The sequence below is a fragment of the Sorangium sp. So ce1335 genome, from assembly GCF_051521615.1.
In the GTDB taxonomy this organism is placed as follows: domain Bacteria; phylum Myxococcota_A; class Polyangia; order Polyangiales; family Polyangiaceae; genus Sorangium.
In genome coordinates this window covers 4441167-4465291 of the sequence record NZ_CP150363.1, presented here as the reverse complement: position 1 = coordinate 4465291, position 24125 = coordinate 4441167, and the positions used below count along the sequence as shown (strand labels likewise).

The following is a 24125-nucleotide window of genomic DNA, read 5'->3' as shown; positions in this document are numbered from 1 at the left end:
CCACAACGGGCGAGCCGGAAGCTGCCTTGCACGAGTCCCCGGACGAGCGCGCCGAGAAGTTGCCCTCGGCGGCTGGGTCGTGCGAGACAGGCCGAACATCGGTCTGTCGCCGATCCCCGGAAGGCCCTGGTCGCTACCCAGGGCCTTCGTCTTTTCGGCGCGCTGCTTGGGCGCGATCTCTACCGCCGCCCCTCGCGCTGGCGAACTTCCCGGCCGCCGGCGCTCGCCCCAGGCGTAACGACGCGAGGGTCACAAATCTGCGGATCGGGGTGGCCGTCTACAAGGCGCCTCTGCTGGAGGAGCGCCGCGCCGTGACACTCGCGATGGAGGGCACGGGCGGAGCCCTCTTCAGCGAGCTCCGGGAGCCGCAGGGACTGGCATGGAAGGAGGTTGTGCTCGCGGCGGACGGAGCGTCCTTCCTGGCAGGCGCTGCGCTCGCCATGCCACACGTGGAGGACGTCTCCATGTATCGCAGGCTCACGGCCGGCTTCGAGGAGGAAGGCCAGACCGCCGGCTTCGTGCTGCCGGAGGCCGTGCTCCTCGACTCCGCGCGGACGTTGCTGAATGCCCTGGCCGGTCACAAGCCCTTTGCCGTCGTGCCCGACAAGCGATTCCTCTCCCGCACCGTACAGGGACAATCGCTGCTTGAGCGCGCCGCGCAGCGCAACCGCGCCGCCGGCTCCGCCTTCTGGGAACCGTTCCTCGACTGGGTGCTCCGGCGTTTCCCCATCGAGACGCTCGCGGACCAGAAGATCCTGCCCGTGGCCGCCGACCAGCTCGCGTGCGCGGCCGACCGGGTCTTCCTTGAGCCGATGCGGCGTGCGGAGAGCACGGAGGCCGCCGAGGATGAGGAGATCGAGGTCGAAGCTCTTCACGAGGACGTCCAAAGCGCGCTCCGATTTCTCGACTCAAACGCCATCCCCGTCCGGACGGGGACGCGGAAGGACGTGACGCCGCTCGTGCTGAAGCTCTCCCCGCTAGCGGGCGCCGGGCTCGTGGCGCGCCCGCGCGTGGAGGATCTGGTCCGCCACGCGATCGTCCCCCGGCTCGCCGAGATCACGCAGGACGCCGGGCGCCGCGAGGTCGCCGTTGAGCTCCTTCGGTTCACGATCCGGCTCGTACAACGCCTCAAGCCGCAAATGCGGACGCGCGTCGACGTCTCCCGGCTCGTTGTGCCGGCCGGGCGTGCCGGCGAACCGTGGGCGTGGGTGGCTCCAGACACGGTCTACCTGGGCCCGGGCTGGCTCGAAGGGAAATCGGACGAGATGCTGTCGCGCGCGTACGGAAGCCGCCCTCGCGGTCGCCTCGTCCCGTGGGAAGATTTCTCCGCCTGCACCCGCGATGACGGTGCAGACGCGAGGGCCTGGTGGCGCATGGGCATGGAGATGCTCGGGGTCGCCGCGCGGCCGCGCCTGCTCACCTCCGAGCGCTCCTGCCCGGCGTTCAAGAGCTACTCGAACGAGCGCCTCGCACCTCAGACGGTCTCCTGCCCGATCACCGGTGCCAAACGCTTCTGGGAAGACTACCTCCACGTCATTGCAGAGCGTCCGAACTGTGTGAAGTCGGGGCAACCGTACGAAGTTGCCAAGGTGCAGTGGATCGACGGCCTCGAGCACGACCACGCGCGCGCCTCTGTGATCGAGCTGGTGCTCGCCCAGCCGGGCGAGTACCAGGCGGCGACGACTACTGAGATCCGTCGCCCCGACATGAGCGATTCGTCCTCCGCTCCGGCCTTTTGGGTGCACGTGATCCGCACGAAGGACTGGCCTATAGTGCCGACCGAGAGCGACGTCTACCCGGACTTCGTCCCGCCTTCACGCGCCTTCTGGCTCACCTCCGACGACCGTCGCAAGGACAGCACGCGGCTCCTCGCCGCGGTGCCGGCGCGTTTTACCGAGGCGGTTTCTCTCCTCCGGCAGCTCGGCATCACCACGCTCGGGGAAGCCAACCTGGAGCGGGTCATCGACGCTCTCCACGAATTTTCAGCCCTCCCCGTCGACGCGCGGGACCGGCGTCCGCTCGCCGCCCGCGCACTCCTTGGCGAGTTGTGGAACGCGATCCGCGCTCATAGCGCCAGAACCCGCGACGATGCGCCGGCGCGGCTCGAGCGGCTCCCGCTGCGGCCGGTGCTCCTCCTGCGTGGAGGGTCGATGATCGCGGTCGACCTCCGCACGGTTGACGTCGTCTTTATAAACGACGATCCGACGCGCGCGGTGTTCGTGGGTGATCTGAACAGCGCCACGCAGCTCCCGGCGATGCGCGACGTCCAAGCGCTCATCATCGGGTTGCGCGCCCTGCTCGGCGTCCACCGCGTCGTGACTACGAGTGAGGCACCCATCGACACGGGCTTCGTCGCGGCCCCCAGCGTGGAGCCTAGACCGCTCTTCGAGGTGCTCGACGAAGCGTTCCGGGACCGCGACGTCCCCACCGATCTCGGCATGCTCCTGGTCTTCGCTCCGGGCCGCCGGGACGTGGATCCTCGAAAAAGGGACTTCACAGACTTCTGGGCTGCGCTGGAGCGGACCCGCGTCCAGCGCGGGTCCTTCGCTCCGGGAGACGGGAAGCCCCCGACCGTTCGCGCCTATTGTGATAAAAAGGCAGGTACACTCCATGTTGTGAGCGATGCGAGGCCCGCGGACATCGCCGAGGCGACCTGGCCGCTCGCGGGCGTCGCCTATCGCGAGTTGTGGTCCTCGTACGCCAGAGCGCTCGGGGAAGGAGACGTGGAGGTGTTCTTCGCCGAGCGTCAGATCGGGCACGCCGATCGCGAGACCATCCAAGCCTTCACCCGGCGCGGGCAAGCCGCCAAGCTTAAGCCTCTGCGGAGCGCTGCGTTCGCCGTCCGCACAGCACGCGGCCAGGACGATCTCGCCGAGTTCCACGCCGGCTGGGAAGAGCACGTCGGTAGCGTGGACGACCTCGACGCGTGGTTGGGCGGCGGCCTTCGTACCGCCTTGCTCCGCGCCGTCGAGGCGAACGGCGAGGAGGAGGCCTCGCTCGTGGTGCTGGATGCGGCCGCCGTCCCGGTGGATGCCTGGCAACGCGCCCGCGCGGTACTTACCCTGCCCCCATGGTCCTTCGCGTCCACGCGCGCGTCCTGGAACGAAGCCGCCGACGCGCTTGTCCAGGGACTGAAATCCGAAGCCGCACACCGCGCCGGCGTCGATCTCGTTGCCGCGCAGTGTGCGCTCGAAGAGATCGCGGGCACGGCGCCCGGTGACGAGGTCTGTGGACTGCGTCTAGCGGCCGATGAGGTGCTGGCTCGTCTGCTCGCTGTGGCGGATTCGGCGTTCCGGCGTGCGGGAGGTCCCGATGCGCTCGGGGCGCTCCACCATCGCACAATGGATCTCCTCGCCGCATCGCCCGGCTCTCGGTGCGCGCTGCTGAACGGGCTGGGTACGGCCAGAGAAAAGGAGATCTACAGGCGCGATCCGGAAGCGAGACGCACGCACGAAGCGAGCACCACGCGCGACGAGTTGCTCACTGTCGCCGTACCTCTCGCCCCACATCACGGCGAGGCGATCGACCGATCATCGATCACCGCGGATGCACGGGTTGCCGCCTTCTCGGCGGGGTTCTGGGCCAACCGCTTCGGCGTGCTCGCCACCCTTCAGCGAACCCTTCATGCCGCTGCGCCCAAGACGGCAAAGACGCTGTCGGACAAGCGCGCATTCCACGAACATATCAACTGGCGCCAACTTTGGGTTCTCCTGCCCGAACTCGGCCCGTTGCCGGGCTCCGGCGCACCTCCGAAACCTCCGCCGCGCTTCGTCGAGATCTTTGGAGCCAAGGAGCAAGAAGACGCGATCGGAAAATGTCTCGCCCTGGGAACCGCGGGAGCGCTCGGCACCCGTATCCGCAGCTTCGTCGACGGTGGTCTCGACCTCTTGTCCCTCGGCCGCGGTCCACGCGCGCCCATCAGTGCCATCCCGCCAGGCAAGGGATCCCGTAGTCACTGGGCGTCCAGCGGGAGTTCCTCCGGCGAGCCGAAGGCAGAGCGGGACCTGAACGGCGCACTGGGGGAGATCTTCGTCTACGAGCAGTTTCGCGCCAAACTCGCGGATTTCGACGAGCTAGCATGGGTATCGAACAACCGCACCGTCTACGGCTTCTCGGCCGGCGACGACGAGGCCGGCTACGATTTTCGCTACATCGACGTGGCCGGAATGCTCTCGGGCTGTGCTACGCCGGTAGAGTGTCAGATCGAGGTGAAGGCAACCTCCGGCGACGGCGCAGCACCGTTCCCGCTCACAATGAACGAGTGGCTTCGCGCGCAGGCTTGCCATGAAAGCCGCAGCACCCACTGCTATCTCATCGTGCGGGTCGCCTTCGTGCGATCCAGCCCGATCATCTTCGACATCATCCGCGATCCGGTCGGGCTCGCTTCCCAGGGACAGCTCTCGATGGTCTCCAAGGACCTCTGGGTGCGTACGGCTCGTCCGGGTGCTGCGGGGGCTACGTGACCACGGCGCTCGTGATCGCCGTCACCGAAGGTAGCGCCCACCCGCTCGCGTAACCAGGACCGCGCCGTACTCCAGCCGAGGCGGCGTACGTCGCATGCGTATCCAACGAGTTGGGAACGCGGGTCCACTCACGTGCCGTGCGGTGATGATCAGCTGTCAAGCGACAGCAAACATTACTGTCGATCTACACAAGCTGTGTGTCCAGGCGCTCTCGTCGGAGTTCCGAGATGATCGCAAAAATCGCCGACGGCTAGCTTCGCGAGTTCTTCCGGAAGCGCCTCCTCCGAGATCAGTTCATCTGCCGATGATTTTTGGGCCAAACGGACGAGCGGCGCCCGCGAAAGGAGGCTTTCGGGCTGGGGCGCGGACTCCCACGCATACACCCCGCCGCGGGCCGCGAGCCTCTCGGGAACGAACCCAACCTGCGCCAGCGCCGTCTCGACCCCTACGTCGAGGATCGGGGCGCTCACGACGTGACGGCCGCTGGAGTTGCCGTAGAAGCGGCCCGAGGGATCGATGATGGCGTACGAGTCAGTCATAGCCTCGTTGTCCTCCGCGATCGGACCCAGCCCCTCTGCTTCCAGTTGGCGGTGGCGCGACACGAACGCGCGGAACTGGTCGCCATCGATGAGGAGATCCTCGACGGAGCCGTCGTTCTGCCCCGCCACAGGCAGCACCTGGAACACCTTCCACCGCGCCGGACGCACGCGCCGGACGAGCTCGGACATGTCCTCCTCCCAGGTGAGCCTTGTGACGACGGTGTTGAGCTTGATGCGCACGCCCCGGCTCCGCGCCTCATGGACCAGGGCCTGAGTCTTCTGTACATAGTCCCCTGAGCCTCGCCCGAGCGCGGCCTGCACCTCCTCCCTCGCCGAGTCGATCGAGAACCCCAGCCAGTCGAGGTCGGAGGCTTGGCCCTCGAGAATGTTCGCCAGGCGGGCGCCGTTCGTGACGGCGCAGGTCACGAAGCCGAGGCGGCGCGCCTCGGCCAGGATCTCGCCGAAGCGCGGGTGGAGCGTCGGCTCCCCGCCAGCGAAGGTCAGCTTCTCGCATCCGGCGTCGCGCAGGAGGCGCAGCAGCCGGAGGGCGTCTGCGACCGCGAGGCTCTCGTGGACATCGCGGAAGGTCGCGAAGCAGAAGCGGCAGCGCAGGTTGCAGGGTTTGTAGAGGTGGTAGTTGACAGCGACGATTCTCATTGGTGGCTCCTCGGCAGGCCCGGCGGATCGCTCCGGGCACGCCGATAGCCCCGTTCACGTGGAAGTTTCCCCGCTTGCTGGTGCCTCCAGCAGGAGGACCCCCGCGATCGCCGTGGCCTGCTCGAGCGCCTCGCGCAGGGTGGTCCCAGTCCGCGCGCCGACGAGCGCGAGGAGCAGCACCGGCGCCTCGTCGGCCTCGAGCATCCAGGTCCGCTCCGGGAGCGACCCCTCTTGATCCCTGCACAGGTAACGCACGTCGATGGCACCCTGCCCCTCGACCGCGTGCAGCGTCACGCGTTCGCCGCGCGGCAGGTGGACCGGAACGATCCGCCCCCACGCCGGTCGCAGCACCTCGACCGCTTCCCGCTCCTCTGCCGGTCCGAGCATGGGGTTGACCAAGGGCTGGAGCTGCGCGTCAGGAAAATCTAGCGAGAGCTCGACGTCGAGCGGCGTGCGCGCGCGGCGGGAGAGCGCCGTGACCTGCCGCATCGCACGGGCGAGCCACGCTCTTCCGCGGACCGCACCGGCGATCGCATCGAGACGCCGCCTTCGCGCGACCGCCGCACGCCACGCCTCGGCGCCGCCGGGCTGCATTACCAAGCCCTCCCATGCATGCTCATCGGCGGCCTCGGACAGGCCGAGGACCAGCGCGTCCAGGGTGCCGGCATCCGGAAGATGGCTCATGTGTATTCCTCCTGGTCCGCCCCGCTGCGCACCTCGTCGATGCGCGCGCGGAGCGCCATATCTCCCTCGATTTCCAGCGCGTGCAGTGTCGTCGGGCTCAGCGATTTCCTGATGAGCGCCGAGGCGAGCCGGCCGGGCGCCGTGTCGATGTCGGCGCGCGCCCGATCGAGGCAGCGGTGCAGGAACGAGCGCGCCCCCTGCTTCCGGAGCGCGCCGACCTGACGCGGACCACTCACGCCGAAGCGGGCGAGCTTGCCGCAGACATCCCGGTCCGGCACCCGGTAAGGCGGCCTGTCCGGGCAGCCCGACAAGCTGGTGAGCTCCAGCGCGAGGTCCTCCGCCGCGCTGGACGCGCCGGGGACGAGTTGGAGAAAGCAGCACAGGAACCGGAACATCGCGTCGTGGGTGTGGATGCTGCGCTGCTTCTTCGAGCGACGCTCCGCGACCTCGGAGAGCTCACCGCGCTCGTGCCAGCCGAACCAGTCGCGCCGGAGCCGCTTGGTGCCCTCCAGCCAATAGCCGAGGAGGTCGGCGCAGGTGCGAGCCCGAAATGAGGGGAGAGCATCGGCGAGCGCCCGGACGAAGGCGAGCACCTCCAGATCGGGATCCGCTTCTGCCGCGGGCATCTCCTCCAGAAGCGCTGGGCTTCGGGGACGCTTCGCCGCGGCTAGGATGCGCTGGTAGCCCTGCTGTCCGGCCTTCTGGCTGAGCCAGAAACGGACCTCGGTGAAGAGGCGGAAGCTGCGCGAGCCATTCGACAGCTCCGCAGGATCGACATGGCCGTCCGCAAAGCGCGTGACCGCCCACTCGACGGCCTCGGAGACCGGATCGTCGCCGCGGAAGCCGAAGGCCGCGAGGCTGACATCGGGCTCCGCGTCGAGGAAGTCAGTGAACGCCTTATCCAGCAGGAAACGAATCTCCTCGCCCCGCTCCGCAACGAGCCGCTGGCGCCCTTCGCGGGTGAAATCTTCGATCGGTTGGTACTTCACGTCCGGTTTCATTGCTCAGCCTTCAAGCCAACCCCACCAGCGGAATGCGGCGAGATGCGCAGGGCAACAAGCCTCATCGAGGATCTCTGGGACGGAGAGGCCCGCGAGCGAGGGAGCGTCCGCGCGCGCCGCGAACGCGACAACCGACTCGGAGCGCAGCCCGGCGTCCCGCGCCGCGGCGCGGCGGGCCTCGTCGAGCCACCGGAGCGCGTCGCCGGGGCCCCACGCGCCGGAGGCGGCGCCGCGCCACTGCTGGAGGGTCTCGGCGGACCACGCGAGCGCGGCGGCGAGCGCGGCGGGGCCGGTCATGCCTTCCGCCCTCCGCGCGACGCCGAAACGCTCGCAAACAAGGGCTTTGACCAGATCGGGCACCGGCCATGCGAGATCGAGCGCCCCCACGGCCCCGGAGAGCAGGAAGCTCCGGGCCAGCCCGGGGATCTGATCGCGGTCATCGCGCAGGATCGCCTCCACCGGCCCGCTCCCGGAAGTCGCGCCCCAGATTTCCACCTCGCACCGCGGGAGAAAGAGCCCCCGGGTGCTGTTCTCGCTGAAGTGTCGCTGTCCTTCGAGGGTCAGGCACGCCAGCGCCGGGCTCGTGGTCACGGCACTGCCCGCGCCGTAGAGGCGCAGCGAGCGCAGCGTGCGGGCGATGGGCTCGAGCTGATCCACCTCGACGATCATCGTGGTCACTTCGCGCGGCGGGCGGAGGATCCTGGGCTCGAACCACCGGCGAAGCGTCTCGATCGCGCTCTCGCCGAATGACGTGTCTCCCGCGGCGCGCTGCCGGCCAAGCAAGCACGCATCTCGGCTCCCCTCCTCGCGCACGCGCGCAAACCCGAGCGACGGCAGGTGCAGCACGGCCGCACGTTCGAAGAGCGGGCGGCCACCGACCACGACGCCCAGCAGGGGCAGCGGGCGCAAGGCGCCGGGCGCGAGCACGGCGACCCGCCGGGCGCCCCCATCGAGCGCCGGCTCGAGCACGTCATTGAGCACGGGACCGAGCCGCTCCTGCAATGCGCCCCAGCGCTCGCGCCGCTCGCCAGCAGCGCCGCGAGCCGGCGTCGCCTCGGCAGCGGCCAAGACGTGCATTTCGGCGAGGAGGTAGCGCACCTGCCAGCCCGCCTCGGCATCCGCAAGGTGCACCCGCTGCTGCGTGCGACCGTCCGCGCTCCAGACCGCCGCCGCGATCAGGCGCCCCTCGGGGCCGAGCGCCATGCCAAGGACCACCGTCCCCGGCGGGAGGCGGCGGAGGAGGAGCTCTCCGTCGTCCAGGCGGATACCCGGATCAATCGCCTGTGCGATCGGCACGTCGGGGAGCGGGGCTCCGGAGGCGCGCATCGTCTCCTCGTGCTCGCGGAAGGTCCTCCAGAGGTCCTCGACCGCGCGGGTGAGCTCTTCCGCGTTGCTCGCCGCACCGAAGGCGGCGGTCTTCGCGTCGCGGTGCGCAGTGAGGTCGGCGAGCGACCAGGGCAGCAGATCGATGCCTCCCGCGGATCTGCGCACGATCTCCTCCGACGAGCACCGGAAAGGATCGAGATTGTGCGGTTGGACGCGCGGCGGGGAGCTGTGGATCCGCTTTAGATCCGGAAAGACCGCGGCTTGGTCCAGGTGCTCGAGCAGCATCTCCCGGTCACGGACATACTCCCAGAGACCAGCGAGCGGACTGCCCGGCGCGGGCTCGAACAGGCGGACCCAGCGCGAGAGCGCCACGAGTCGTAGATCGGACGCGAAGTTCAACATGGCGATGAGCTGCGTGGCGAGTTCCTCCGACGGCGCCCGGCGCACATACGACTCGAGGACCAGGCCGGAGAGGCGCCGGTAGGCAGATCCGAGCGTCCCGCTCGACCGCCAGAGCGACGAACGGTCGTCATCGCAATAGCCCCATAGGTTTCCTTCGAGCGCGTCGAAGCAGCGGTGCACGTGCTGCTCGGAGGAGGCGGCCTCGTGTACTTCAGCTCGCTCGTGCTCTAGGGCGGCGGTGAATGCCTCGCGCGCGAGCTCCCGCGGAGTGAGCAGCCCCGGCCCGGCAAGCGGAAGCGCAATGCGCTCGCGCGCGCGCCGACTGAGCAGGGCGACGGCGCTGCGCAGGCGGAAGCCGCAGGCCGCGAGGCCAGGCTTCCACTTGGGGGACTCGACGCGAGGGCGCGCGCGGGCGAGGCAGACCTCGACCGCGTCGGGCAGCAACGTCGGCGCGATGAGCGCCAGCTCACACACGGCGGCCAGCGTTCGCAGGCCCTCGTAGCCGTCCGGCACCTCCCCGCGGATCACCGGCGCCAACTGTTCCCAGGCGCAGCGAAGCGCCGCCTCGAACCCGTCCGCTGTCGGGACGCCGCCGTCGCCAGCGTCGAGGAAATCGACCCAGGCGCGGGCGGCGCGCGCATGAACGCTGTCCGGCGCGCCTTCGAGCATCCGGCGCGCGCGGACCACGGCGACAGGCGGCGGCCGCACCAGGGCGAGTTCCATCCCGTTCAGGGCCTCGCCACGCGCGACGTCGATCCAGAGCCACGCCGCCTCCAGCGACAGCCGCTGGCGCGCCAGCTTCTGCTGCTTCGCACCTTTGGTCGTTTGCTCCAGGGACGCGATCGCCTCGTGCAGCCAGGCAAGCCCGCAGAGCAGGTTGAGACGGTGCGACGAGACCACCCGGTCGCGGTAGAGGCGCGCCACACGGATCGCCTGGTCCGGGGTTGGCCGCGCGCCGCGCTCCAGCGACGTGGCCTCCGCGTGCTGCTTCTCCTGCCAGTCGTCGTAGCTCAAGGGCTCTGCGCCGGCCTCATCCGGCCTCTCCGAGAGCAGCCGCTCGACTTCCTCCCGCTCCGCCGGGGTGAGCAGCCGTCCATGGTCCGCGGTCCACGGCGCGCTCGGGCGCCGCTCGGCCACCCCGACGAAGCGGAACCCGGCCCACGAGAGCGGGTTGGCGAGCCTTGCGAGGACGCGCTCGACCTTCTCCTCCGAGCGCCCGCCCGCGGGCGCAGGCCCGAGGAGCGCGTCCACATGGGCCTCGTCGATGGTCGTCCCGAGCCCGAGCTGCTGGGCGAAATCCCGGAGCGCCTCCCGAGGCGGCATGCAGCGCAGGCGCTGTCCCAGTGCGCGCACGCCCTCGTCACGCCACCAGCGCTGGGCGTCTGCGAGGGCGCGCGGCGCCGCGCGGCCTTCGAGGAGACCACGACGGTAGCGATGCACGAGACACGCGGTGACCAGGTCCGGCACGCGCCACAGCGTCCCGATCGCGCTGCGCACGCCGACGTTCAGGAGCTCGTTGTCCAGCCCGAACGTCTCGTCGACGGGCGGCGTCAAGAAATCATAGGGCAGGTTCACGCCGGACTGGCAGGCCCAGAGTTCGACGCGCTCCATGCCGATCCAGCGCGCGTCGAGCCGGGAGCGATCGAGGGCTCCGTCGTGAAGCTGGATCTCTGGGCCGAGCTCTCCCTCGTGGCAACCATGGGTGTAGAAGCAGACCACGTCCGCCTCGCGCGCCGCCTCCAGCACCCGATCGACGGTCGCCGCAGCATCCGTGAGCTGTCGCTCGCCCGGGAGCGCGACGTCGAGCGCGATGCCGTGGTGACATGTCTGCCCGGGCGCGACCGTGAGCAACCCGGCGCGCGGCGGGTGGGGTGACTGCCGATCGAACAGCGGCGTCAGGCAGGGCATGCAGGTGACGGCGTCGAAACGGTCGAGCAGGGTACCGCCCGCCGGTCCGATCGCGGCGAGCGGGAGAAACGAGGCCATGAACGACGGCAGGACCACGGCATGCGCCATGGGCTGAGGCGGCAGCGCGGGGCTGAGGTCGAGCGCGAGCAGATCCGCAGCGATATCCTGGGCAGGCGCCTGCTCCGGATCCCGCTGGTGCAGCGCGAGGCGGCTGTGCAGGTGCTCCGGGACGCGCACACGATGGGACCGCGCCACGAGCTCGTCTCCCTCGAGCCAGACGGCGAGTACGAGTAGGTCCGCGGTGAGGCTCAGCCGGATCAGCGCGTGATCGCGGTGCTCCCGCAGCAGATCGCGCAGCAAGTCGGCGGTCAGCCGGTAGACCCACGGCCGTCTGTACGGGTTGGCCTCGGGCGCGATCTCGATGAGCCGGCGCTCGATGCGCACGGCCTCCGCCTTGACCTGCTCCGCGCGCCGCCGCAGGTACCCCGCCGGGTCTGAGCGCTGCGCGGCGCGGTCGAGCTCGGCCATCACGGCGTCCGTGTTGCATGTCATCCCGCCGAGGTCGAAGCCCCGCGCCTCGGCGTCCGCCCGAGCCTCGCGGAGCGATGCTCGCACGAACTGCACGTACTTACGGCGGTGCTCGTCCGGCACGAGCGCCAGCTGGTCGCTCAGGGTCTCGAGCTCCACGGCGAGCGCGCCGGTACTCGCGTGCCGGTCCTTCAGCGCGCGCCCGACGGCGCTTGCGGGGCGCAGACAGTACATGTCGGAGGCCTCGCTGAACCGGGTTCCGGACGTGTACTCGAGCGTGATGAACGCCTCGAGCACATCGCCCTCCTCGATGTACAACCGGGCGGCGAGGTGCGCGGCCTCCTGCGCCTCCGACACCCGCATGTACGCGGAGTGCGTGGCCATGGCCTCATGCCACTCGCCCATGGCGTCTTGGACGAGGCGGTGGAGCACCCGCAGCGCCTCCTGGCGGAGACCCGCACGCTGGTAGACGTCCGCCAGCTCGCGGAGCCCCTCGGAGGTGAGGCGCGCCGCGCGCACGCCGCGGAGCTCGACGAGGGCCTCGTCGCGCCGGGCAGGCCCCGCCCCCAGGAGCGCGGCGGCGAGCGCGAGGCGCGCCCGGTCGATCCATCCCGGGTGCGCGATTTCGACCGCCTCCCGGAGCTGCGCGATCGCTCGCTCCCGATCGCCGTTCGCGTCGCGGCGGAGACGCTTCTGCGCAGCGTGCACGAGGATGCGGGAGAGTACATCGTCGCCGCTCCGGGGCTCCTCGGGGATCGTGATGCGCCGCGCGTACTCCTCGGCCTGATCCATGCGCAGGATGGCGTCGTTCCAGCGCTCTCGCTGGGCCTCCAGATTCGCCCAGTTGTGGAGATAGCTGGCCACGGCCTGCCACTCGATGACGCCGCCCTGCCGTGCGATGCTAACGGCCTCTTCGAACAGCCGCGCCGCCTCGTCCAGGAGTTGCGTCTCACGCGGCTCGCCCAGCTGTTCCTTCGCGATGTGACGGAGACAGGACGCCAGGCCATTGCGCACCTTAGCCGCGCGATGGGGATCCCGCTCCACAGCCGGCGAGGCGAGCCCCCTCCGGTAGAAGCCCTCGGCGGCAGCCAAATTCGCGAGCCGCACCCCAACGCGGCGTCGCGTGTAAGACTCCGCCAGATCGTACCAGCACATCGCGGCCGCAGGGCTTCGGTCACCTTCGGCGTGCAAGGAGGCTGCCTGTTCGTAGAGCTTGAAGGCGCTCTCTTCCTGGCCGCGGTGGATGAGCTCCAGCGCCTTCTGACGCAGCGCCCAGGACCTCCGGCCGAGCGGAGTGGAACACACCTCCTCCTCGAAGGCGATCCTTCTGTCCAGAGTGGTCCGGGAAGCGAGCAAATCCTGACGAGAGGGGCGGTGCGGCATGGGGCGTCCTTCAGCTTGGGCTCTCCGAGATAGCGCTCGCCGCCAGGAAGTTTCCCCGAATGCGCCAGCGCCGATCGACGCTGCACCGGTGCGCGCCTGCAGGCACCCTACATCTCAGCACAGGTACCCAGCACGCGTCTGCACCCGTACGAGGACCGCTCGCCGGTCATGTACCATGGCGCTCGCCCGCACCCCTGACCATGGTCTCGCTCACCCCGCTCCCGCGCCTCGAAACCGCCCTCTACTGGTCCGCCCGCCCCGCCGCCGACTCCGAGTTCACCCCCGAGGATCCGCTCGCCCTCGACTACCTCGCCCAGCAGGTCGGTCTCTGGCTCTTCCCTGCGCTGACGACGCGCACCAACCGCCCGCAGAATTACGCCGTGGTGCTCTACGGCCTGCACCTCGCGGAGCGCGCCATGGCGCAACACGAGCTACCCCCGGATGACGACACCCGCACGCGGCTCTTCGAGCAGTGGGAGCGCTTCTGGGCGCTCGCGGTCACGGAGTTCCGGGACGGGGCGCTCGAGCGCGGCGATCCCGACGCCATGCGCGGCGTGCTGGGCGTGAAGCGCGCCTGGACGCGCGGAGAGCGGCCGCTGCGGCTCGACTACGCCCTCATCTCCCGCCAGTCCGAGCTGGGCGGGCTCGGCGCGTACCTGTCCTCGCTCCGCGCGACCGGGCTCGTGCTCCCAGGCACCCTTCGCCCGTCGCCGGTCGCGCGCGGCATCCTCGAGGCCTTCTGGGACGAGCCCGACTCCGGCGCGCGCATCGGCAGCTACGAGGCCTACGCGATCGCCGCGCTCCACCCGGACCGGCGCACCATCGAGCGCAAGCACGCGGGCATCACGCTCGCGTCGCTCGGCGAGCGCTCGCGCCTGTCCTGCCTGTGCGAGCGCCACCGCGGCCCCCAGCAAGCGCGGCTCTACGACGTGCTCTTCGGGCAGGCGCGCGATCCGATCACCCTCCCCCTCTCGGAGCTCATCCGCCGCGCCGCCGACGACGGCGTGCTCGACCCCGAGGCCGTCCTCGACACGGCGCTGGCGGGCCGCTGGGGCGAGCTCTCCTCGACCCTCCTCGACCACCTCGTCCTCGCCAGGGCGTTTGGCCGCGCCTCCCGCGAGGTCCTCTCGCGCTTGAACGCCGCCTACGACGCCGCCACCAGCGCCGGCTGGATCGCGCCCCGCCAGCGCGTCGCCGAGGCCGCCTTCCCCGCCGCCGCATCCTCCTCGCTGCAGCGGGCCTGCGCCGAGCTGCTCGACGCGCCCCTCGCCCCGCGCCTCCGCAGCTTGCCGATGCACGGCGGCGCGTTCCTCCAGCTCGTGACCCGGCTCCGGGATGCCTCGACCGACGACGCGCTCGCCCATCTCCTCGCCTATCACCGCCGCGTCCAGCACGACCGCCACCACGGGGGCGGCTGGCTGCGAGAGGACGGCGGCAAGATCGTCGTCGATCTGACGACGTACACCGGCCACCGCGCCCAGGTGCCCTTCCCGCCCCTGAAGATCCCGGTCGTGCAGCGCCTCCTTGCCGACCTCGGGAGGCTCGCGTGAAGCTCGGATCCGCCCGCCCCCTGGATCGCCTCGTCGCCGAGGAGCCCTGCTACGGCGCCGTCTTCTGCTCCTACACGTTCGATCCCGCGTTCTTCGAGGAGCAGGTGCTGCGCGCCGTCCTGCGCCTCACCTCGGATCCGCAGGAGCAGGCGCCGCGCTTCCACGACGAAGCGATCCGCGCCCTCCAGGCCACGCCGGTCGCATGCATCGTCGACGCCGGCATGCGCCAGCCCGGCCGCCGGCTCCCCTACGATCTCCTCGAGGTGCACACGCGCGTCTTCCACCCGAAGCTCGTGCTCCTCCTGTTCGAGGAGTTCGCGCGCGTGCAGATCGGCTCGGGCAACCTGACCCGCGGCGGCTACGGCGAGCGCACCGAGCTCTTCTTCCTGCGCGACCTGCGCTACGAAGCGCCGGAGGACGCCGCGCTCCTGCGCGACCTGGAGCGCTTCCTCGCGGACATCGCCGGCCTCGCGCGCACTCCCGGCACCCAGCTCGGTCTCGTGCGCGACGAACTCGCGCGCCGCCTCGGCACGGCCACGGCAGCGGCGCCGAGCGCGCCCTCCTTGCAGATCCTCCACTCGACCCGCCACCCCATCCTCCCGCGCTTCCTGGCTCTCCTCCCGGCCGACGCGCGGCTCACGCGGGTGGGCGTCCTCGCGCCTTTCTTCGAGCGCGACGACGCCGACGCGGCCGACGTCGACGAGATCTCGTCGGTGCTCGACGCGCTCATGAGGGCGCGCCCCGCGCGGTCTCCGGCCCTCGATCTCGGGCTCCTGTGGGATGACGATCCGGCCGCCGCGCCATCGGCACCGGTAAACGTCGCGCTGGAGCGGGAGATCGGCCGGCTCTGGCGGTGGGATACGGCCGGAGGCGCCGGCAAGGAGCCCTCGGTCGACTACCTGACCCTGACCGCGGTGACAGCGGCACAGATCCAGTTCGAAGATCGCCACGGCGTGGCGCGCCGCCGCCCGCGCGGCGAGCTCGAGGCCGCGATCGCCGAGGGGCGCGCCCGGCCGGTCCAGGGCGTAGTCGCCTTCGCGCCGCGCCGGATCGTCGAGCGCCTCCGTAAGGATGGCGCCGACGTCCACGTCTGGCTCCACCCGGCGCGGCGGCGCGAGGACGGCCTCTGGGTGAACCGGCCACTCCACGCCAAGCTGTTCACCGTCACCGTCGAGCGCCGCCGCCAGGTGCTCACCTACGTGCTCGTCGGCTCCCCGAACGCCTCGCGCCGCGCGCTGCTCCAGGACGTCGAGCAGGGCGGCAACGTGGAGCTCGCCGTCGCCTTCGTGCTCGAGGGCGAGCACGCGCTGGCCGACTTCGCGCCCGCGCTCGTCCACGGCCGCGTCGAGACGGTCGAGTTCGCCGAGCGCGTCTTCCCGGAGAGCCAGTCCAACCTCGCCGTCTGGATCGAGTCCGCAATCCACGACGCCGAGCAGCGGACCCTCACCGTGACCTGGGCAAACGAAGGCCCGGCGCCGCTCGGGCCGTTCCTGCTCACGTATGCGGGGCAGCTACTCGCCTCCGGAGATGGGCCGCCGGGCGAGCCGACGCGCGTCGAGGGCTTCACGCTGGCCAATGCGCCCTGCGAGCTTGTGCTCGCGGCGTGCGGGCGGGAGTTCACGATCCCCATCCTCGTGCGCGACTTGGCCATGCTCCCGGCCAGCGCAGCGCTGCACGATCTCGACCTGCGCGAGTTGCTCGCGCTGCTCGGGCGTCGCATCGGGGTCGAGCGCCTCGCGGGCCTGCGGAGCGATCCCTCCAGCGTGGGCATGGAGTCGGTGCTCGAGACCATCTTCGGCGACGGCTTCGGGCCGGTGGACGTCTTCAAGGCCTGGTGGGGCATCGCGCACGATCTCGCGGAGCCCGGCCTCTCTGCCCCCGCGCTCCGCGCGATGCTACTCGGCCCGCTCGGCGCTGCGGCGGTGTGGAAGCGCATGCGAGAGGCCGTGGGTGTCCCCGACGGGCTCACCCGCGACGAGGCCTGGCTCTACGGCGCCGAGCTCCTCCGCACGCTCGCCGAGGTGGAGCTCCCCGAGGACGCCACCGCGCCGAGGAAGCGAGAGATCCTCGCCGAGCTGACCGGCGGGCTCCACGCCGACCTCGCCGCGCTCCAGCCTGCGGACGATGGCCGCCCCTGGGTCCAGCGGATCCTCAACTACTACGGGGTCGCATCATGATCGAGATGATTGAACGGGACCGCGCCTGGCTGCAGCGCTTTCTCCGCCTCGACGCGCACGCCGGCGCGGACGGCATCTCCCGGCGCGACATCGAGAGGCAGGAGGACACCGTGCTGCGCGCGCTCGCGCTCCTCGACCGCCAGCCCGGCGTCGTCCTTGCCGACGAGGTCGGCATGGGCAAGACCTTCGAGGCCCTCGGCGTCGTCGCCGCCTTCCGCCACGCGGATCCGAAGAGCCGGATCCTCGTCCTCACCCCGGGTCCTGATCTGAACACCAAATGGGAGAACGAGTTCAAGAGGTTCAGGGAGGGACCAAACAAGATCTACAATTTCGCCGACGAGGTGATCGCCGTCCGCGCAATGGGCGATCTCGTCGCCGCCTTCAGGAAGAAGCGCATCGCCATCGCCCCGATTACCGCCTTCAACAGCGTGCGGGGCGGCCGCGACCAAGCCTATCTCCTGTCGCTCTACTGCTTTTGGAAGGAGCTGCACGGGAACACCACCAACGCGATCCTGCGCAGCTTCAGCGACGGCGCGCTCGAGCGCGTCGATGTGCGCCAGGAGCGGTTCCTCGGCGTCGCGGGCCTGGACGAGCTCCTCCCCCACTTGAAGGCGGTCTTCCGCGGCACGGGCGACGAGGACCAAGGAAAGGCGCTGGACGCCATGTACCGCGACGAGGGCACCGCCGCGTTCGCTCGGCGCGACGTCATACGCCGCGCGCTCGATCTCGCCCGGTTCCGCCTCGTGCGCGCGCTGCTGCCGGCCGTGGACCTCCTGGTCCTCGACGAGGCCCACAAGCTCAAGAATGCCGACACCGTGCGGTCCGTGGCCGTGACCACCACCTTCCAGCGCAAGTTCCGGAAGGCGCTCTTCCTCACGGCAACGCCGTTCCAGCTCGACATCGGGGAGCTGCGCCAGGTCTTCGCGCTGTTCGCCCTCGCCGACGGTGCGCCGGCCGATATCCTCGATCGCGCGGACGCGCTCTTCGCCGACATTTGCGAGTACCAGCGGGCCTACGACGCGTTCCAGCAGGCGTGGGCGCGGCTCGATCCGGGGGCGGCGGCCGAGTTCGGGCGGCTTTTTGCCGCCGATCCCGGGCTCGCCGGGACCGTCGACGACCCGACGTTGCGCGCGGTGGCGAGCGCGGCGCGCGAACTCCTTGCGCTCAAGCGGGACAGGATCGAGCCGGGGTTCCGCACGTGGATGATCCGCAGCCTGCGCGAGGACAAGCGCGTGTACCGCGAGCACAGGCGGAGCCGGCGCGTCCCCGAGGGGTCAAATGTCCTGCCCTTCCTCGTCTACGAGCGCTTCATCGCCGAGCTGTTCCGGCAGCAGGCGCGCACCCATAAGGCGGCCGTCGAGATCAACATGGTCTCGTCCTACGGGGCGGCGCGGAAGGGCGCGCTGCTCGCTGATGAGGTGCGGGAGAGCCTCCCGGCGCCGGCCGAGGGCTACCGCCGCCTGATGCGCGACGTGCTCGACGCGCTCGGCGAGCGCTCGGCCGTGCATCCGAAGCTGAGCTTCGTCCTCGAGGACGCGCTGGACGCGGCCGAGCGCGGCGAGAAGACGCTGGTGTTCTGCTCGCGCGTCGAGACCCGCACCGAGCTCGCCAGAGAGCTCACCGCCGCCTGGGAGGCCCGCCTCCTCGACCGGTGGCGCCGCGCCTACCCGGGCGCCGCGCACAGCGACATCTTCGACGTGAGCGGAGGCGACGACCGCGCGCGGGGGCGCCATACGCGCTTTCAATCCCGGTTCCACAGGTCGCAGGACGCGCTCTACCTCGCGCTGCGCGAGCGTTACCTGCAGTCGCTCGTCGCGCTCGGCGACTGGGCCGAGCAGCACCTCGACGCGATCGTGGCCGCCGCGAACGCGCGGCGGGCCGGCTTGCGCACCGGCCGCACGAGCGCCTCGCGGCTCGACTACCGCCTCCTCAAGCGCTGCGTGGAGCAGGCGGCCGCCGACCTATGGCGCTCGTCCTGTCCGGACGGCGCCGCTACCTACGACGACGCCCTCCGCGCCCTCACCGCCCCCGAGTTCCTCACGCTCGGCCTCGACCTTCAGCCCGACGATCTGGAGAACGACGAGTCCGGCGGCGAGACGCCGGACTGGACGATCGGCGAGGACGCCGCGGCGCTCGTGGCGCAGCACCGGCCGCACCTCTGGGGCTATCTCAGCAGCGAGCTGGAGGGCCTCGATTTCGAGATGCGCGTGCACGTCATCGAGCGGCTCGCCCGCTTCCTGACGTACCGCCAGGTCCCCTTCCTGGCCGATGTGCTCGCGTCGGCGCGCGCCAGTGGGCTCAACATCGAGAGCATCGAATCCCGTCCCCTCCTGGATTTCATCGACGGCTTCTGGCTCACGCCGGCGGGCCGCCCATGGCTCGAGCGCCTGCGCGCCTTCCTGCGCTACTTCCGCGGACGCGACGGCTCCCAGCAGTGCGATATCCTCGATGGTCCCATGTCGACGGGCGAGCTCGTGCGTCAGACCGGGGAGAGCGAGAGCCGCGAGCGGCTGCGGGAGGCGTTCAACACGCCGCTTTACCCCATGATCCTCATCGCCAACGAGGTCATGCAGGAGGGGCTCGACCTGCACCGCCATTGCCGTCGCATCGTGCACCACGACCTATCGTGGAACCCGGCGCAGCTCGAGCAGCGGGTCGGGCGCATCGATCGCCTGGGCTCGCTCACGCTCAAGCTCCGCGAAAAGGATCCGGCCGCGACGCTCGATATCCTGTACCCGCTGGTGCACCGCACCATCGACGACCGCCTGTACCGCACGGTAAAAAGCCGGGAAAAGTGGCTCGAGTTCCTGCTCGGCGCCAGGCCCGACTTCGCCGAGTACACGCTCGGGGACGAGGAGCCACCGGAGCTGCCGGCGGAGTTCGCGATGGAGCTGCGGATTGATCTCCAACCGAGGGTCGACACCGCCATGTGAAGCCACGCGTCTCCGGACGCCCTCGCAGTGCCGAGCTCGCCCAAATCGGTGTGACGCTCAACCGGAAGACACGGGATGCGGCCGGATTGCTCCGGCCTCTCCCCAATCAGTCGCCGCCGTTCCCACCGCATGCTCCCGTCACGTCTCTCACCACCCAATCCCCCTGTAGCGATGCCCCCCACCGAACGGCCATGGATCCGAGGCTCGCTCGTTCTGGCATCTCACCGTAGTACGCCTCGATGCGCCGCTGCACCGCGTCGATGCTGACGCGGCCACCTGCTTCCTCCAGGCATTGCTGCAACAGCTCGGTGCGCGTCGGCACACGCACGCTCTCCCAGCTCGAGAGCCCCACGGCGCCTGCCTGGGAGAGGCGGAAGCGCGAGTCGCCGCGCAGCACGGAGAGGCACATCTCCGCGTTCCAATGCGCATGCGCTGGCGAGAGCCGTGTCAGCTCGACCAGAAGCTGCGCCGATCCGAGCCCCCGCTGCCGACGTTCGAGCAGCGCCGCGGCGTGCTCCACGGCTTCCGCCAGTGCCTCCGCTCCCCCGGGGAGGTCCCGATCGATCAGACCGACCCGCCCCTCGCCGCACTTCAAGAACTGCGGGCGTGCAAGGCACTGAGTCAACGTGAGCTCGTTCACACTCGTCTTCCTGCGCAGCGCCGTGGCCAGTTCCTCACGCGACATAGGCGCCCCGCGTTCGCGGAGGATTCGCACGAGCTCGTCGTGGAAGAGGAGACGTCCTTGCCCTTCAGGCGCCACCGGCAGCGCGACACGAAGCCGGCCGAGGTAGCGAACACGATCGCTCCGGCGCAAGAGCGAGCCCAGATGCCACTGAGTAAGCCATTCTGGGATATCGAGCTCCTCCCGGAGCTCTTCGAGCAGCTCGCTGGCAAGCCACTGCCGCTCGGGCGCCTCGCGCTCCATGATGCGAATCGCGGCCGGGACCAGCCGATCCATCCAGACACCGAAGTCCGGAAAGTGACGTTCTAGCCCGACCAGACCGCGCCCGAAGAACAGGACTTCGTCAGGTATGTGGCAACGTCCAAGCCGCGTCCACAGCTCGTCAATGTGCACAGGCGTCGGCGACGCGCGAAGAAGCGCGAGGATAGCGGCCGCATGCGTGCCGCCGAAGCCGGTGACGCGCCGCCCGTCCGCCGCCTCCTCGACGTGAAGCAATCCGACGAGCTGCTCCCAGAGCACGTCGCAGAGTACGCTGCCGATACGGAGCCGAAGCGGAGCCAAGAGGTCGCGGAAGGCCGTGATCTCCGCGGGCAATGCCACCTGCCCTGCGCTGCGTCGCAGGTCGTTCCACGCCTTGTCGAGCGCCTCCTGCGGACAGCGGGCGAGGTACAGACGCTCCTCGAACTCGACGACGCGCGCCGCGCCTTCGAGTATCCGTTCACCGAAGTAGTCGAGCGCCTCCGGCCGTGCGACGATCGCGCCCCACCACGGATCCGCGGCGAGCGCCTCGAGCGAGATGGCCCCGTCGCGCAGCGCGAGATCGATGCGGCGCCTCGCCTCGCTCAGCCAAGCCCGCTCCCGGGCCAGCTCGCCGAGCACCCGAGACTCGATCTGGCGTATGCGCTCGCGAGACACCCCCAGGATCTCCCCAATGGCGTGGAGCTTTTCCGCGCGACCACCGAGCCCCGCGCGCAGCGTCAGGACCATGCGAGGTACGGAGTCTTGCTCTTGCAGGAGGGCCTTCCACGACTCGAGCAGACCAGCCGCCAGCAGCTGGTGACGCGCTTCCATACGTTCGAGATGACCACGTACCGCCTCGAAGATCAGTCGCACCGAGCGCCTCCCGAGGTTGGTTGCTGCGTCCAGCTCAGCCTCGGACCGCTGCGCCAGGTCGGCCAGCGTCTTCAATCCCTCACGTTCTGCGTAAGACCGCACGCGGGTCGGAAAATCAACCTCATCGATGCACACGGTTCTCAACGTGTCGGGCAGCGCGATGCGGAGCTCGTCCCAGCGGGTCGGTGGAGTGGCTCCGCCGGGCCCGCTCGTTTCCGGCGACGAGGTCAGGTCCGTGCGGGAATGCTCCGCGGATGCGGCCTCCCAGTTCTTGCCGAGCAGCGTCTCGAGCACCGCGCGCGTCTGCGCGAGCGTGGTCCGGCCCAGGTTGGGCTCGGCGAGCAGCTTGCTCGGCGGAATGCGTGCGAGTTGCCCGAGCGTCGTGATGCCGTTCTTTGCTGCCCAGGTGAGCAGGCGTGATGGAAGCACGAGCGAGTCGAGCGGTGGATCGGTCGCCTCTAGAACGACGGGCGATACCGCTTCGCCGGCACCGTCGAACTGCGATGCCGGCATGAGCTGTACCTGCGGACCTGGAGAGGGCTCGGGCGCTGTCCCTTCCGACGTGCCCGGACGACGTGCCGGCGCGCCCATGGCCTTCAGGTAGGGGCTCGGCGCGCCGGACGCGCTCACATAGAGCGCATCGCGAGCGCGGCTCGCGGCGACATAGAGCAGGCAGCGCTCGGCGAGCTCTGTCTGGTGCGCGACCACGGGATCACTCGATGTGAGCGCAGGGCTTCGGTACGGCACCTCGTCGTCGTTCACGCCGACAACAAAGACGACCGGAAACTCGAGCCCTTTGATACGGTGCATGGTCGCGAGCCGCACGCTCGGGTGGCGAGGCTCTTCGCGTTCGAGCAGATCGGCGGGAATGCCTTCGCGTGTGAGGGCATCCAGGAAGCGATCGCGGAGCGCGAACATGCGCCGCGCGGCAATGCAGATCCCTTCGGGGGGCGTGCCCGCAGCGAGCATGCGTTTCACCTCGTCGACGACGAAGCGCACCTCGTCGGCCGGGTACTCGAAGCACTGGACCAGCGGTGGCTGCCCCTCGCGGAGCGATACGTAACCGCGGCGGCTCGCGATTCCATCGTCGAGATCGTCCATCTCCTCGGCGCCGAGCGCGCCGAGCGACCACCGGCAAATCGCCGCTGTGGTGCGGTAGTTGAGCCGCAGCTCCTGCGACCGCCGGCCACGGACGTTGATGCCCACGCTCCCCAGCGACACCGGGCGCCCATAGATACGCTGATGCGCATCGCCGACAAGAAAGAGATCGTCCGGGTGCTCCTGTCCGGCGATCGCGCGCACCAGGCGAAGAGCCTCCGCGGATAGGTCCTGCGTCTCGTCCACCACGACGGCGCGGTAGGGCGGCGATGCCCCGTCGGCCTCGATGCGCTGCCGCGCACGGCGCAAGATCTCGACGGGCTCCAGGATCCCGCTGGCCGAGAGCTCCTGACGGTAGGCCTGGAACAACGGCCAGAGCTGCCGGCGCTCGCGCCGGCCCAGGGGCAGACCGCGATGGAGCCGCACCGCGCGTACATACGCCTCGTCCTCCCGGAGATCCTGCGCCTGGATAACGTCACGCCACTCCGTCTTGCAGAACTCCGCGCTGTAGCCATCGACCGCATAGACATCGAGCACGCGCGTCCACGCCTCTTCCTGTGCTTCCGTCGTCGCGAGGCGCACCGGCTCACCGCGGCTGCGCAGGTACTCGGACGCCCAGGCATCGAGGTTCTTCACGTCGATGCGCGCGAGCTCCCGTGGCTCCAGGAGCTTCTCGAGCTGGCGCCGGACGTCGTGCGCCAGGTTCACCGTGAACGTCGTGAAGAGCACGCGCTCGTCCGGCTTCGTGAAGACCTCGCGGACCAGAAACGCTGCGCGGTGCAGAGCCACCACGGTCTTGCCGGTCCCCGCCCCTCCGGTCACGCGCATCGGCCCCTTGGTCCGCGCCCTGGCAATGGCGCGCTGCTTCGGGTGCAGGTACACGCGCCACACGTCGAGCGGATTCGCCAGGGCCGCGTCGAGGTTGAACTCCTCGTCGACGAGGCGGAATTGCTGCTGCGTGCTCGGCCGCCCGAGCGCCGCGACGACGTCGCCTGGGTCGACCGGCTTCTCGACCTGAGCTGGAAGCGCGGGACGACCGAGGAGCTCTTCGAGCAACGCGTTGAGCGTGAAGCCCGCAGCGAGCCCCGTGAGCACCTCGGCCGCATCCGCCGGCAGGTGCGGGAGGAGCTGCTCGAGCTCCGCCTCGGTTGTGACCGCGCGCACCGCCGGAATGAGCACGCGCGGCACGCCGCCGTGGAAGAGATCGTCATCGGTGAAGGCCGCGAAGAGCCCCTGCCCCTCGTCGCCACTCTTCTCGCGTGTCCGCCCCTTATGCTGCGGTTCTGCGGTCCCGGTCGCGCGGTCGCCGCCGTCGCTGCTGTCTGGCGAGGTGAGCGCGCGCGCCGCCGCAGCTTCGTCGAAGAGCTGCAGCGTCCCCGTCGCCGGATGCACCTCGGTGCGCTTCGACGCTGCCCAGCGATAGGCCTCGTCGTGGTGGTCGATCCAGAGGAGCAGGAAGACGTCGCCGGCCTCCGGCTCCCTCACGATGGCGCGGTAGTCATCGCCGATGCGCGCCGAGCGGAGCTGCGGATCGCGGGCGCCGCGAATGGGTTCGTAGTGGATCGACGGCTGTCGAGGATCCGCGGTGAACTTGCGGAGAAACTCGTCCGCCTTGCGCTGCACCTTGCGCGGCAGCCGTGCGTAGGCGGGGAAGTACTCTCGTGCGATGGCGACCTGCATC

The 24125-nt window shown here is 70.1% G+C and carries 9 protein-coding genes; 4 read left to right on the top strand and 5 right to left on the bottom strand.

Annotated elements, in window-relative coordinates; genetic code table 11:
• Positions 1 to 269 precede the first annotated feature (269 nt).
• The gene (locus tag WMF24_RS16380; protein ID WP_437737345.1) at positions 270 to 4463 is read left to right on the top strand and encodes a protein NO VEIN domain-containing protein; all 4194 of its coding nucleotides are present in this window, start codon (positions 270 to 272) and stop codon (positions 4461 to 4463) included.
• Between the two features lie 173 nt (positions 4464 to 4636).
• Here WMF24_RS16380 and WMF24_RS16375 read toward each other — a convergent pair whose 3' ends face one another.
• From WMF24_RS16375 to WMF24_RS16360, 4 genes are read right to left on the bottom strand one after another with little or no spacing between them, the layout of a single operon-like run.
• Positions 4637 to 5659, bottom strand: a complete 1023-nt coding sequence (locus WMF24_RS16375) for a viperin family antiviral radical SAM protein (RefSeq protein ID WP_437737344.1) — start codon at positions 5657 to 5659, stop codon at positions 4637 to 4639.
• Positions 5660 to 5713: 54 nt separating this feature from the next.
• On the bottom strand, positions 5714 to 6343 hold the full coding sequence (locus tag WMF24_RS16370; protein ID WP_437737343.1) for a hypothetical protein: 630 nt from the start codon (positions 6341 to 6343) through the stop codon (positions 5714 to 5716).
• Positions 6340 to 7332 (bottom strand): hypothetical protein, encoded by a 993-nt coding sequence (locus WMF24_RS16365; RefSeq protein ID WP_437737342.1) that lies wholly within the window; start codon positions 7330 to 7332, stop codon positions 6340 to 6342. Before WMF24_RS16365 ends, WMF24_RS16370 begins: the two co-directional genes overlap by 4 nt.
• Positions 7333 to 7347: 15 nt before the next feature.
• Positions 7348 to 12891 carry a CHAT domain-containing protein gene (locus tag WMF24_RS16360; RefSeq protein ID WP_437737341.1) on the bottom strand — a complete coding sequence of 1848 codons (5544 nt, stop codon included), beginning with the start codon at positions 12889 to 12891 and terminating at the stop codon, positions 7348 to 7350.
• Positions 12892 to 13091: 200 nt separating this feature from the next.
• Between WMF24_RS16360 and WMF24_RS16355 the strand changes: the two genes are divergently transcribed.
• Genes WMF24_RS16355 through WMF24_RS16345 form a run of 3 tightly spaced genes read left to right on the top strand, consistent with a single transcriptional unit; the run spans position 13092 to position 19551 of the window.
• A complete protein-coding gene (locus WMF24_RS16355; RefSeq protein ID WP_437737340.1) occupies positions 13092 to 14441 on the top strand; it encodes a hypothetical protein in 1350 nt (449 codons plus the stop codon).
• Positions 14438 to 16618, top strand: coding sequence for a phospholipase D family protein (locus tag WMF24_RS16350; RefSeq protein WP_437737339.1), 2181 nt, complete (start codon positions 14438 to 14440; stop codon positions 16616 to 16618). Before WMF24_RS16355 ends, WMF24_RS16350 begins: the two co-directional genes overlap by 4 nt.
• A complete protein-coding gene (locus tag WMF24_RS16345) occupies positions 16615 to 19551 on the top strand; it encodes an SNF2-related protein (protein ID WP_437737338.1) in 2937 nt (978 codons plus the stop codon). The genes WMF24_RS16350 and WMF24_RS16345 overlap by 4 nt, the downstream gene beginning before the upstream one ends.
• Before the next feature lie 106 nt (positions 19552 to 19657).
• On the opposite strand, the gene WMF24_RS16340 is transcribed toward WMF24_RS16345, so the two are convergent.
• A complete protein-coding gene (locus tag WMF24_RS16340; protein ID WP_437737337.1) occupies positions 19658 to 24124 on the bottom strand; it encodes a UvrD-helicase domain-containing protein in 4467 nt (1488 codons plus the stop codon).
• Position 24125: the final 1 nt, after the last annotated feature.